Source organism: Sphingomonas sp. MM-1, from assembly GCF_000347675.2.
Classification (GTDB): Bacteria; Pseudomonadota; Alphaproteobacteria; order Sphingomonadales; family Sphingomonadaceae; genus Sphingomonas_E; species Sphingomonas_E fennica.
Genome location: NC_020561.1, coordinates 1368328 through 1380541, shown reverse-complemented (window position 1 = coordinate 1380541; position 12214 = coordinate 1368328). Strand labels below are relative to the sequence as shown.

15 protein-coding genes are annotated in these 12214 nt (G+C 67.7%); 12 read left to right on the top strand and 3 right to left on the bottom strand.

Features of this window, described 5'->3' with window-relative positions; translation table 11 throughout:
• Positions 1-35 precede the first annotated feature (35 nt).
• Positions 36-242, top strand: a complete 207-nt coding sequence (locus G432_RS06760) for a ParD-like family protein (protein ID WP_015458079.1) — start codon at positions 36-38, stop codon at positions 240-242.
• A gap of 1 nt (position 243) precedes the next feature.
• The gene (gene map / locus G432_RS06755) at positions 244-1023 is read left to right on the top strand and encodes a type I methionyl aminopeptidase (protein ID WP_015458078.1); all 780 of its coding nucleotides are present in this window, start codon (positions 244-246) and stop codon (positions 1021-1023) included.
• Between the two features lie 40 nt (positions 1024-1063).
• On the opposite strand, the gene G432_RS06750 is transcribed toward map, so the two are convergent.
• The 3 genes from G432_RS06750 to G432_RS06740 all read right to left on the bottom strand — a co-directional run bounded on the left by G432_RS06750 (position 1064) and on the right by G432_RS06740 (position 4615).
• Positions 1064-1687 carry a response regulator transcription factor gene (locus G432_RS06750; protein ID WP_015458077.1) on the bottom strand — a complete coding sequence of 208 codons (624 nt, stop codon included), beginning with the start codon at positions 1685-1687 and terminating at the stop codon, positions 1064-1066.
• Entirely contained in the window at positions 1684-4005 is a 2322-nt protein-coding gene (locus tag G432_RS22070) for a PAS domain S-box protein (RefSeq protein WP_236626867.1), read from the bottom strand. The genes G432_RS06750 and G432_RS22070 overlap by 4 nt, the downstream gene beginning before the upstream one ends.
• Before the next feature lie 235 nt (positions 4006-4240).
• Positions 4241-4615, bottom strand: a complete 375-nt coding sequence (locus G432_RS06740) for a flagellar biosynthesis regulator FlaF (RefSeq protein ID WP_015458075.1) — start codon at positions 4613-4615, stop codon at positions 4241-4243.
• A gap of 218 nt (positions 4616-4833) precedes the next feature.
• Here G432_RS06740 and motA point away from each other — a divergent pair, with 218 nt between their 5' ends.
• Genes motA through G432_RS06690 form a run of 10 tightly spaced genes read left to right on the top strand, consistent with a single transcriptional unit; the run spans position 4834 to position 12211 of the window.
• Positions 4834-5718 (top strand): flagellar motor stator protein MotA, encoded by an 885-nt coding sequence (gene motA / locus G432_RS06735; RefSeq protein ID WP_015458074.1) that lies wholly within the window; start codon positions 4834-4836, stop codon positions 5716-5718.
• On the top strand, positions 5702-6022 hold the full coding sequence (locus G432_RS06730) for an STAS domain-containing protein (RefSeq protein WP_015458073.1): 321 nt from the start codon (positions 5702-5704) through the stop codon (positions 6020-6022). The genes motA and G432_RS06730 overlap by 17 nt, the downstream gene beginning before the upstream one ends.
• Positions 6019-6384 carry a response regulator gene (locus tag G432_RS06725; RefSeq protein ID WP_015458072.1) on the top strand — a complete coding sequence of 122 codons (366 nt, stop codon included), beginning with the start codon at positions 6019-6021 and terminating at the stop codon, positions 6382-6384. The genes G432_RS06730 and G432_RS06725 overlap by 4 nt, the downstream gene beginning before the upstream one ends.
• Positions 6375-8579, top strand: a complete 2205-nt coding sequence (locus G432_RS06720; protein ID WP_015458071.1) for a chemotaxis protein CheA — start codon at positions 6375-6377, stop codon at positions 8577-8579. Before G432_RS06725 ends, G432_RS06720 begins: the two co-directional genes overlap by 10 nt.
• On the top strand, positions 8576-9064 hold the full coding sequence (locus tag G432_RS06715; protein WP_015458070.1) for a chemotaxis protein CheW: 489 nt from the start codon (positions 8576-8578) through the stop codon (positions 9062-9064). Before G432_RS06720 ends, G432_RS06715 begins: the two co-directional genes overlap by 4 nt.
• Positions 9061-9951, top strand: a complete 891-nt coding sequence (locus tag G432_RS06710; RefSeq protein ID WP_015458069.1) for a CheR family methyltransferase — start codon at positions 9061-9063, stop codon at positions 9949-9951. The genes G432_RS06715 and G432_RS06710 overlap by 4 nt, the downstream gene beginning before the upstream one ends.
• The gene (locus G432_RS06705) at positions 9948-10970 is read left to right on the top strand and encodes a protein-glutamate methylesterase/protein-glutamine glutaminase (RefSeq protein WP_015458068.1); all 1023 of its coding nucleotides are present in this window, start codon (positions 9948-9950) and stop codon (positions 10968-10970) included. The genes G432_RS06710 and G432_RS06705 overlap by 4 nt, the downstream gene beginning before the upstream one ends.
• Positions 10971-10985: 15 nt before the next feature.
• Positions 10986-11375 carry a response regulator gene (locus G432_RS06700; RefSeq protein ID WP_015458067.1) on the top strand — a complete coding sequence of 130 codons (390 nt, stop codon included), beginning with the start codon at positions 10986-10988 and terminating at the stop codon, positions 11373-11375.
• A 7-nt stretch (positions 11376-11382) separates the two neighbouring features.
• Positions 11383-11904: a chemotaxis protein CheD gene (locus G432_RS06695; protein WP_041865216.1), complete on the top strand. Its 522-nt coding sequence runs from the start codon at positions 11383-11385 to the stop codon at positions 11902-11904.
• A gap of 16 nt (positions 11905-11920) precedes the next feature.
• Positions 11921-12211: a hypothetical protein gene (locus G432_RS06690; protein WP_015458065.1), complete on the top strand. Its 291-nt coding sequence runs from the start codon at positions 11921-11923 to the stop codon at positions 12209-12211.
• Positions 12212-12214 lie beyond the last annotated feature (3 nt).

Here is a 12214-nt window from a genome sequence, read left to right as displayed (position 1 = left end):
TATGAATCGTATATTCGGCAGCTTTGAGGACATCCATGGGCATCGTGAAGATCGACGGCGACCTGCATGAGAAAGCCCGCCGGGCCAGCACGGTCATGTGCCGGTCGATCAATGCGCAGGCCGAATTCTGGATGAAGATCGGCATGCTGGCCGAAGCCAATCCCACCCTGTCCTTCAACGACATCGTGAAGATGCAGTTTGCGGCGGCGCATGTGCGCATCGCGGAGGCGGCGGCCGCCTGACATGGTGAAGACCCCGGACGAACTGGCGCTGATGCGCATATCGGGCAGGTTGCTGGCGTCGGTCTTCGAGATGCTGGACGGGCAGGAACTCGCCGGCATGTCGACGATGCAGGTCGACGATCTGGTCGACCGCTTCATCACCGATGATCTTGCCGCCCGTCCGGCGAGCAAGGGACAATATGGCTTCGAATATGTCCTGAACTGCTCGATCAATCACGTCGTCTGCCACGGGGTGCCCGATCCCGGCGAGATCATCCGCGACGGTGACATCATCAACCTCGACATCACGCTGGAGAAGAACGGCTTCATCGCGGATTCGAGCAAGACCTACCTCGTCGGCAACGCGCCGGCCGCCGCGAGGCGGCTGGTGCGGGTCGCGCAGGAGGCGATGTGGAAGGGCATCGGACAGGTGCGGCCCGGAGCCCATCTGGGCGACATCGGCTTCGCGATCGAGCGGCATGCCAAGAAAAACGGCTATTCGGTCGTGCGCGAATATTGCGGGCACGGCATCGGGCGCGAGATGCACGAGGACCCGCAGATCCTCAATTTCGGGCGGCCGGGAACGGGCCTGAAGCTGCGCGAGGGGATGGTCTTCACCATCGAGCCGATGGTCAACCAGGGCACCCGCAAGGTTTCGACCGAGAGCGACGGATGGACGGTCGTGACCAACGACCGCAAGCTCTCCGCCCAGTTCGAGCATACGGTGGCGGTCACGGGCGATGGCGTCGAAGTCCTGACCCTGCGGCGCGATGAGGTGCCGATGCTGGAGCGCAGGGCCTGATTGCCGGTTCGCGCCTGCCCCGAGCGGCGCGCCCGGACCGTCAATGCCTAGGGAACATGCCGGCGGCGAACGCGATGCCCAGCGCTTCGGAAAGGCTGCGCACCTCCAGTTTCTCCATCAGCTTGGCGCGATAGATCTCCACCGTGCGCGGGCTGATTTCGAGCTGGTAGGCGATCACCTTGTTGGAAAGCCCCTCGATCAGGCCCTTCAGCACGTCCCGCTCGCGGGCCGACAGCAAGGCGAGCTTGGCGGTGGCGGCGGCGACGCGATCGGCTTCCAGGCTCGACCGCTCGAGCCGGGCGATGGCGGTGTCGATCGCCTGGATGAGCGCGCGGTGCGCGCAGGGCTTTTCCAGGAAATCCACCGCGCCCGCCTTCATCGCCTGCACCGCCAGCGAGACATCGCCCTTGCCGGTCAGCACGATCGCCACGAACTTGCCGGCATGGTCCCCGATCGCCTTCAGCACGTCGATGCCGGAAAGGCCGGGCATGTGCAGGTCGAGGAGCAGGCAGCCGCTCTCCAGCCCGTCCGCGCCGGCAAGGAAGGCGTCGCCCGAGCCGAAGCTGCGCACGCTGGTATCCGGCCGAAGCGCGAGCAGGCTTTCGAGCGAGCCGCGCACGACATCGTCGTCGTCGACGATATAGACATTGTGGCCCGCGATCATGTCGCCAGCTCCGCATTGCCGATCGCCGGCACGGTGAAACGGATGCGCGCGCCACCTTCGGGCCTGTTTTCGGCGTGCATCGTCCCTCCATGGAATTCCACGATCCGCCGGCAGATGGACAGGCCGATGCCCATGCCGTTCGGCTTGGTGGAGTTGAACGGCTTGTAGGGGCTGCCCAGTATCTCCTCCGGTATGCCCGGCCCGTTGTCGCTGACGGCGATCTCCACCATGCCGTCGCCCACGCCGCGCGAGGTGAGCAGGATCTCGGGCCGCGCGTCCGGCCGGTCGCGCTGCGCGTCCACCGCGTTGCGGATCAGGTTCACCAGCACCTGCTGGATCTGCACCCTGTCCGCCAGGATGGTGCGGTGCATGGCATCGGGTTCGTAGCGTATGCCGATCTTCTGCTGCTCGACGCTGGTGAGCGAGAGGCTGACCGCGCCGGCGATGACGTCGACGATCGGCTCGGCATGCACTTCCACGTCGCCCTTGGAGACGAAGGTGCGCAGCCGCTGGATGATCTCGCCCGCGCGCAGCGTCTGCGCGCTTGCCATCCGCACCAGATCGGCGGCCTTGCCCGAATCCGGCGCGTCGGCGGCGAGCAGCATCTCCGCCGCGCCCAGGAAGTTGGTGGCGGCGGCGAGCGGCTGGTTCAGCTCGTGCGCCAGGCCGGCGGCCATTTCGCCCATGGCGCTCAGCCGCGATACGTGGAGCAGCTCGTCGCGCAGCTCGGCATGCCTTTCCTGGGCGGCCAGCTTGTCGGTCACGTCGCGAATGAAGGCGGTGAAGATGCGCTCCTCGCCCACTTCCGCCGCGCCCAGCGCCAGCTCGATCGGAAATTCCGTGCCGTCGCTGCGTAGGCCCACCAGCGAGCGCAGCCGGCTGCGCTCGCCGCCGGCATCGGCGTCGTCCGCCAGGCCGGCATCGAACTGGCCCCTAAACCGCTCCGGCATCAGCGCCCGGAAATCCTGGCCCACCATTTCGCCCGCCGGGCGGCCGAACATGCGTTCCGCCGTCGCGTTGAACGATCGGATGACGTTGCGATCGTCGATCGCGATCATCGCGTCGGGCGCGGTTTCCAGGATCGATCCCAGCTCGGACTCGCGCGCGGCGAGCACGGCGGCGCGGCGCTCGCGCTCGGTGATGTCGGTCATCGACAGCACCACCAGCGGCGCATCCTGCGCGCGCACCGGCAGCAGCTGGGCCTTCTCCAATATGTGGAGGCGCGTGCCGTCGCGCCGCTGCTCCACCATCTCGCGCTCGCAGGCGCCGGTGCGGGTGATCTCGGCCATCATCGCCGGCCAGTCCTGATCGATCGTGGTGGCCAGCAGGTCGTGCTTCAGCCGGCCCACCGCCTCGCCCGCGTCCCAGAGGTAGAGATTCTCGCAGCCCTTGGACCAGTGGAGGATGCGGCCTTCGGCATCGGTGAGGACGATCGGCGCGGAATCGAGCGCGCGCGTCACCGCCCAGCGGGCATTGTTCTCGCGCGAGATGCGCGACCATGCCCAGAACAGCACCGCCGCGCTCACCAGCACATGCGCGCCGGCCTCCACCATCTCCACAAGCTCCGGCGCGATGCCCGGCAGGCTCGCCGCCCACAGGCCGCCCAGGCCGAGGACGGCGGGCGCGACCAGCACGAGCACGAAGATCGTCCGCAGCGTCCGCCCTTCCACCCCCTGTGCGGAAAGCAGGCCCGGCCAGCCATTATGGTGGCGCCAGCCGATCAGGGCCAGGGCCAGCGACGCGGTGGTGATGGCCAGCGGCAGCGACAGGGTGACGTGCTGGCCGGGGCCGGAGATCGCGACGATGCCGAGCGGCACCGCCAGCCCCGCGATGATGGTGACGCCGAGCACGAGGCTGGCGATCATCACCACGATCTTGCTGCGCCGGCTCACCTCGCGCAGCGCCAGCAGCGTGGCGACGGCGAGCAGGATCATCATCGCGATCGGCATCGGCCCCGGCAGCGTGCCATGGGGATGGCCCTGCCGCGCGGCGCGGCCGATGGACAGCAGCAGCCGATCCGCGATGGTCGGCGCATTGCCGGCATAATCGAGCGCCACGCCGGCGGCGATCAGCACGACCGGCAGCATCAGCACCAGAGTGAGTGCGCGCTGCCGCCATATCGCGGCGATCAGCGCCAGCGCCACCAGGCCGAAGCCCGCCGCCGTCAGCGGGCGCATGGGATAGGATTGGTTGCCGAAGCCGGCGATGCCCGGCTGGCCGGTGGCCCAGCCCGCGAGCGCGATCAGGCAGCAGGCAAGCGCGGTCAGCGCGCAGACATGGGGAACCCAGCCGGCGTTCAGGCCGTTCCTGGAATCCACATTCCGCTGCGATGGATCCGATCCAAACATCCGGTCGCGCCGCCCGCCACAGTGCTCCCCCCTCGGGAAGCGCTAGCGCAACATGATGCGTTGTCAAACCGAAGAATAGATGCGTCCGCGCCCAATACGACGAGGCGAAGCGAAAGGCTTGGCCAGCGGCTATTCGGATGATTGTTTAAACATATGAAAATAAACGGTGAATATTATCCGTTCCTGATCGCGTCACGATGACGCTTCAGGCCGCGGCGCTCGCCACCTGGTTATTTTCGCCGGAAAGCCCTTCGATGATCGCGCGGTTCACCGTGATGAGATCCTCGATCGAATCCCGGCCGGCGGCGACGTCGCTCGTATAGCGATCGACCCACAATCCGATCGAGATGATCGAGGCGCGCAGCGCATCCGGCAGCTGGTTGCCGGGCAGGCCGCAGATCGTGGCGAGGTGGGTCCACACCTCGCGGTTGCGGTGGAGCGTCGGCATCAGCGCCGCGCCGCTCAGGCCCGCGTCGCGCGCTTCGATGAGGGCGCCGGTGATCTGGCTCATCAGGCGATGCTCGGTGGCGCGCGGGGTCGCGACGATCGATTGCGCGCGATGATAGGCGTTCAGCGACATGGTGACTCCTTGAACTCTCCCCAGTCATTTTAGGATGAAGCGCGCGGCATCGGCCGCATGCGAGGGGATTTTTCCTGCACGCACCGGGCGGGGCGGCGGGGCCGGGGGCCGGCAAAGCGTCCCGACTTGGGAAAAAGCCGTCCGCTCGCGCCACCAGCCGATGACTTCATCCTATAATCAGGGAACCGGCTCCGGCCACCCAGTTCTCGGATTTCCTTATGCTCAACGGTATCGGACTTGTCGTCATCCTGGTGTGCGTCTTCGGCAGCTTCCTGATGTCGGGCGGCAACCTGATGGTCATCCTTCATGCGCTGCCGCACGAGATGCTGGCCATCGCGGGGGCGGCGATCGGCGCCTTCATCCTCGGCAATTCGCTGGGGACGGTGAAGAAGGCGTGGAACGGCGTGCTGCGCGTGTTCCGCGGCGCCCGCTGGACGGAGGGCGATTATCGCGACCTTCTGGCGCTGATGTTCACGCTGCTCGCCACCTTCCGCAAGGGCGGCGCGACCGCGATCGAAAGCCATCTGGACGCGCCGGAGAAGAGCGCCATCTTCGGCCGCTATCCCCGCCTGCTCGCCGATGCCGGGCTGGTCGAGTTCATCTGCGATTATCTGCGGATGATGACGGTGAACTTCGAGGATCCCCACCAGATCGCCGAAGCCATGGAAAACGATATCGAGCGGCACCATGCCGAGGAGCTTCTGCCCCAGCATTCGCTGCAGATGATGGCGGATGGCCTGCCCGCGCTCGGCATCGTCGCCGCCGTGCTCGGCGTCATCAAGACGATGAGCTCGATCGACCAGCCCACCGAGATATTGGGCGCGATGATCGGCGGCGCGCTGGTCGGCACCTTCCTGGGCGTGCTTCTGGCCTACTGCCTGGTCGGGCCGATCGCCTCCAAGCTGCACCAGATCGTCGATGCCGATTTCAAGCCCTATTCGATCGTGAAGACCGCGATCATCGCCCATGCCCAGGGCCTGCCGACCCAGGTGGCGGTGGAGCTCGCCCGCCGGATGACGCCATCCAGCTATGCGCCCTCCTTCGCCCAGCTCGAGGTCGCGCTCGATCAAGCCAAGGACGAACTGCATGCCACACCCGTCTGACCTGCCCGGCGAGGATCGCTCGCTCCGGCTGCCTGCCCACGGTTCCACTGTCACCGCCGAAGACCTCCGCGTCCGCCTCGTCCTCGCCGCCGATTTCGACGGCGAGATGGTGATCGACGCCGGCGAGGTGGAAAGCGTCGGCCAGGCGGTGCTCCAGCTGCTCGTCGCCGCGAAGGCGGAGGCCGATCAGACCGGCCAGCCGTTCGCCATCATCAATCCAAGCCCGGCCTTCATCGAGCGCGTCGTCGCCTGCCGGCTGGCCGAAGCCATCGGCCTCACTGCGGAAGGGGAAACAGTCCAGTGAGCAAGCTTATTCTCACCGTCGACGATTCCGCCAGCATGCGCATGCTGCTCAAGACGTCGCTGACCGCGCAGGGGTTCCGCATCGAAGGCGCCAATGACGGCGTGCACGGGCTGGAGCGCATGCACGAGGTGAAGCCCGACCTGCTCATCACCGACATCAACATGCCGAAGATGGACGGGTTCGAGCTGATCGAGGCGGTGCGCGGCGTTCCCGAATTCCGGGGCACGCCGATCCTGGTGCTGTCCACCGAATTTTCGGACGAGAAGAAGGCCCGCGCGCGCGAAGCCGGCGCCACCGGCTGGATCACCAAGCCGTTCGACGCCACCAAGCTGGGGGCGGCGATCCGCCGCGTGTGCCCGTGAGCGCGGGGGACGACGGCCTGGACGAGATCCAGGCGATCTTCTTCGAGGAATGCGCCGAAGGGCTCGCCATCGCCGAGGAAGGCCTGTCGGCCATGGCGAACGGCGATGTCTCCGCCGATGTGATCGCCGGCGTGTTCCGTGCGGTCCATTCGATCAAGGGCGGATCGGGCGCGTTCGGCCATGCCGCGCTGCTCGCTTTCTCGCACCGCTTCGAAAATGTGCTGGACGAGGTGCGCGCCGGCCGGATCGCGCCGACTCCGGCCGTCACCAAGGTGATGCTGGGCGCGTTCGACATCCTGTCCGATCACGTCGCCGCCGCGCAGGGCAATAGCGATGCGCCCGCCGACGAGGCGATGCTGGAGGCGCTGGACGCGATCCTGAAGGGCGAGGGGGCGGCCGCCGAAGGCGGTACCGCCGATCCCGCGCCCGCGCCGGCCGTGGAAGATAGCGCGCCGGTGGCGGAAGCGGACGAGTTCGGCTTCGTTCCCGTCGCGGCGGGCGTCGAGGATTTCGATCCCTTCGGCTTCGAGCCGGTGGCGATCGACCTCGAGGATCTCTCCCCCGCCGAGCCGCAGCCCTGGACGGTGCGCTTCGGCCCGTCCCGCGCGGCGCTGGCCAATGGCAGCGAGCCGCTGTTCATCGTCCGCGAGCTGGAGACGATGGGCGGCCGGATCGTCGCCGTCGATAGCTCGGCGCTGCCGGGCCTGCGCGATCTCGATCCCGAGGACAGCTATCTCGTCTGGACGATCGAGCTGCCGGGCACGGTGGACGAGCAGGACATCCGCGAATGCTTCGATTTCGTATCGCCGGATTCCGTGATCGATATCGCGCGCGCGGCGGCCGAGGCCGCACCGGTCGCGGAGGTGGCGGTGGAAGCCGCGGTCGCCGACGCGCCGCCGTCCCCGGCCGCGCCGATCGCCCCGGCCGCAGTCGCGGCAGCGCCCGCAGCCACGCCCGCGCCCCGGCCCGCCGCCACCGGCGAGGCCCGCGCGGCGGCGGAGCCGGCATCGCAGACGATCCGCGTCGACCTTTCGAAGCTCGATCAGCTGCTCAACCTGGTGGGCGAGCTCGTCATCCACGGTTCGATCCTGTCCGATCGGCTGTCGCCGGCGGATCAGGAGCGGGTGGAGCTGCCCGAGCTGTCGCGGCTCACCCGGCAGATCCAGGACAATGTGATGTCGCTGCGCGCGCAGCCCATCCGCCAGGCCTTCTCCCGCGTGCCGCGCATGCTGCGCGACCTGATGGCGGAGACCGGCAAGAAGGTGGTGCTGGAAACCAGCGGCGAGACCACCGAGGTCGACAAGGGCGTGCTGGAGAAGATCGGCGATCCGCTGACCCACATGATCCGCAACGCCGTCGATCACGGCATCGAAAGCCCCGAGGAGCGGATCGCCGCCGGCAAGCCCGCCGAAGGCACCATCCACCTTTCGGCCGAGCAGAAGGGCGCCCGCATCATCGTGCGCGTCGCCGACGACGGGCGCGGCATCAACCGCGAGCGGGTGCGTGCCAAGGCGGTCGAGAAGGGCATCATCAGCGCCGACGCGCAATTGTCCGACGAGGAGATCGACAGCCTGATCTGCGCGCCGGGCTTCTCGACGGCGGAAACCATCTCCAACATCTCCGGCCGCGGCGTCGGCATGGATGTGGTGCGCAGCAATGTCGAGGCGCTGGGCGGCCGGGTGGAGATCCACTCCACGCCGGGCGAAGGCACCACCTTCATCATGGCGCTGCCGCTGACGCTCGCCATCCTCGATGGCATGATCGTCCGCCTCGGCCAGCAGCGCTTCGTGCTGCCGCTGACCAACGTGATCGAGACGGTGCAGCCCGAGCCGGGCCAGGTGAAGCCCACCTCGCCCAATTCGGAGGTGATCGAGCTGCGCGGTTCCTACCTGCCGGTCAAGCGCGTCGGCCAGATCTTCGGCATCGGCGCCAATGATCGCCGCAGCCCGGAGGAATCGCTGGTCATCATCGTCGAGAGCGAGGCCGCCGGCCATGTCGGCCTGATGGTCGACACGATCGAGAACCGCCGCGAGGTCGTCATCAAGAGCCTGGAGGACAATCTCCATCCGATCCGCGGCCTCGGCGGCGCGACGATCCTGGGCGACGGCACGATCGGCCTGATCCTCGATATCGATGCGCTGGTCGCGTCGACCAACCACCAGAGCAAATATGCGATGAAAGGAATGGCGGCATGAGCGCCACTGACAATTCGGACGAACGCAAGATCGTCACCTTCACGCTCGGCGAGCAGATGTTCGGCATCGACATGCGCGCCCTGATCGAAATCCGCGAATGGGAAGAGCCCACGCCGCTGCCCAGCGTCGCCTCCTACATCAAGGGCGTCACCAACCTGCGCGGCTCGGTCGTCCCCGTGGTGGGGCTTGCCGAACGGCTTGGTTGGGAACCCAGCAGGATCCATTCGCGCTCGTGCATCCTCGTCGTCAGCATCGGCGGCCGCCAGGCGGGCTTCCTGGTGGACGAGGTGGCCGACATCGTCGCCATCAACGGTGGCGATATCCAGCCGGCGCCCGAGGTCGAGATGGTCGAGGCCAGCATGATCGCCGGCCTCGTCAAGATCGAACGCCGCGCGGCCGAGGCGGAAGATGCCGAGACCATGGTGCTGCTGCTCGATCTCGATGCGCTGGGCCTCACCCGCGTGGGGCTGGATATCGCCGCGTGAAGCCAGCCTCCGCCTCCCTTCCCCGCGAGGGCGCGGATGCCGCCGCGCTCGCCGCCGGCGCAGAACTCGGCCTGCCCGAATTCCGCGCCATCGCGGCGGTCATGCAGGAGGACGCGCGCATCCATCTTGTCGAAAGCAAGATCGTGCTCGTCCACTCGCGGCTCAGCCGGCGCCTGCGCGAACATGGCCTGACCCGCTTCGCCGATTATGTCGCGCTGGTGCGCGAGGACCCGGCGGAGCGCCATGCCATGGTCGTGGCGCTCACGACGAACCACACCCATTTCTTCCGCGAGGATCATCATTTCGATCATCTCCGCCAGACGGTGCTGCCGCAGCTGCAGGCGCGCGCGCGGGCGGGGATGCCGGTGCGCATCTGGTCGGCCGGCTGCTCCAGCGGGGAGGAAGTCTATTCGGTCGCGATGACCCTGGCGGGCGACGGCCCGTCCAGCGCCGCCTGGCTGCGCCAGGGCGACGTGAAGCTGCTCGCCACCGATATCGCCCCGCATGTGGTGGAGTCGGTGGCGCGCGGCGTCTATTCCGCATCCACGGTGCAGCCGATCCCGGCCATGTATCGCGATCGCTGGATGAAGCCCCATGGCGGCGATTTCGTGGTCGCGGACGAGCTGCGCGCGCTGGTGACGGCACGGGTGCTCAACCTGTTCGATCGCTGGCCGATGCGCCAGAAATATGACGTGATCTTCTGCCGCAACGTGATGATCTATTTCGACGATCGCGCGAAGGCGGAGCTGGAGGCGCGCTTCGTCGACATGCTGGCGCCGGGCGGCCACCTCTATATCGGCCATTCCGAACGGCTGGTGGGGGCGGCGGCGCAGGCGATGGAGCCGGTGGGCCAGACCATCTACCTGAAGCCGGGAGGACGGGCATGACCGGGCCGACCCGCGTCCTGATCGTGGACGACAGCGCGTCGATGCGCGCCGTGCTGGCCCGCGCGCTTTCGGCCGATCCCGATATCGAGGTGGTCGGCATGGCGCCGGAGCCGCACACCGCGCGCGCGATGATCAAGGAGCTCAACCCCGATGTCGTGACGCTGGACGTCGAGATGCCGGGGATGGACGGCCTGTCCTTCCTCGAAAAGATCATGCGGCTGCGGCCCATGCCCGTCATCATGTGCTCCACGCTCACCGCGCGCGGCGCGGAGGTGACGATCGAGGCGCTGCGGCTGGGGGCGGTGGACTGCATCGCCAAGCCCGCCGGCAATCCGCTGGAGATCGCCCGCGACGCGGCCTTGCTGCGCAAGATGGTGAAGGCGGCGGCGCGATCGTCGGTGCGGCAGGGGCCTTCGCGCCTTGCGCCCGTCGCCTCGCAGCCGGGCCTGCAGCGCGACGTGGTGATCGCGGTCGGCGCGTCGACCGGCGGCGTCGAGGCGCTGTTCTCCGTGATCGGCGCGCTGCCGCCCGATTGCCCGCCGGTGCTGGTCGTCCAGCACATGCCGGCGGCGTTCACCAACGGCTTCGCCGCGCGCCTGGACAGGGAATCGCGGGTTTCCGTCGTCGAAGCCGTTACGGGGACGCCGATCCAGCGCGGGACCGTCTATATTGCTCCTGGGGGAAGCAACCATATGGAGCTGGTGGGGGGCACCAACGGCCATATCCGGTTGCGCCCGGGCGAGCCTGTCGGCGGCCATCGCCCGTCTGTGGATGTGCTGTTCCATTCGGTCGCGCCGCTGGGCGCGGCGGCGGTGGGCGTGATCCTGACGGGGATGGGCAATGACGGCGCGGCCGGGATGCAGGCCATGCGCCTCGCGGGTGCCAGAACGCTGGGGCAGAACCAGGCGAGTTGCGTCGTCTACGGAATGCCGCGCGCTGCCTTCGAACTGGGCGCGGTCGAACGGGAAGTGAGTTTGTCGGCAATGCCCGAGGCGATCCTCGCGGCTTGCAGGAAGTAAGGTTGGGAGCGGTTCATGCCGGCAGCGTCTGCAATTAAGGTTATGGTGGTCGACGATCAGACGAGCATGCGCGCTATGATCCGGCGCGCGCTCCAGGATCTCGGCTTCAAGGATATCCGGGACAAGCCGGGCGCGGTCGAAGCGCTGCCCGCGGTCAAGACGGATCGCGTCCACCTCATCATCTCGGACTATAACATGCCCGACATGGACGGGCTCCAGTTCCTGGAGGCGGTGCGCGCCGATCCGGTGATCGGCAAGACGGTGTTCATCATGCTGACGGGCTCCGCCGACCGCGAGGTCGTGCAGAAGGCGGCCGCGCTCGGCGTCAACAATTATGTCGTGAAGCCTTTCGCGCCCGCCGCGCTCAAGGAGAAGATCGAGCGCGTCTTCGGCGAGCTGACCTGATCCCATGATGCGGCGCATCCCGATCGTCCAGGGCGAGCATGCGGTGGTGGCCGAACCCGGCGTCATCATCTCCACGCTGCTCGGCTCCTGCGTGGCGGTCTGCCTGCAGGATCCGGTGGCGCGCGTGGGCGGCATGAACCATTTCCTGCTCGGCGAACCGACCGAGGGCCTGGGCGACCGGGTCGGCCAGGAACGCTATGGCGTGCATGCGATGGAACTGCTCATCAACCGGATGATGCAGCAGGGCGCCGCGCGCAACCGGCTGCGCGCGCACCTTTACGGCGGCGCGAACATCATCGCCGGCCTGGGCGCGATCGGCAGCAGCAATGCCGCCTTCGCCCGCCGCTTCATGGAAACGGAGGGGATCGCCGTCGGCCGGTGCGAGCTGGGCGGCACCAAGGCCCGCAAGGTCGAATTCATGCCCTATGAAGGGCGGGTGCGGTCCAGCGTCGTCGCCGATGCGCCGCCGCCCGTCCTGAACATCAAGCCGCTCGCGCCGCCGGACGATGGCGATGTCGAGCTTTTCTGAAAGATCGGTCGAAAAGATGATGGTGACGCAGATTGGCCCGGAAGCAACCTCGCTCTGCGCGGCCGTCGCGATGGAGATCCGCGGCGTGCGCACGCTGATCGAGCAGCTCGCCGAAACGCTCGTCGCCGACGAGCGGTTCGCCATGGATTATATGGACCAGCTCCAGGTCTTCGATCTCGTCATCCAGTGCGCCGACGAAAGCGCCGACCTGCTCGATCGCGTCGCGCAGGGCGAGGGCGTGCGCCCGGCGATCGAGCGGGTGCGGCTGACGGCGGTGCAGGAGCGGCTGCGCGCCGCGATCGGATAAGGG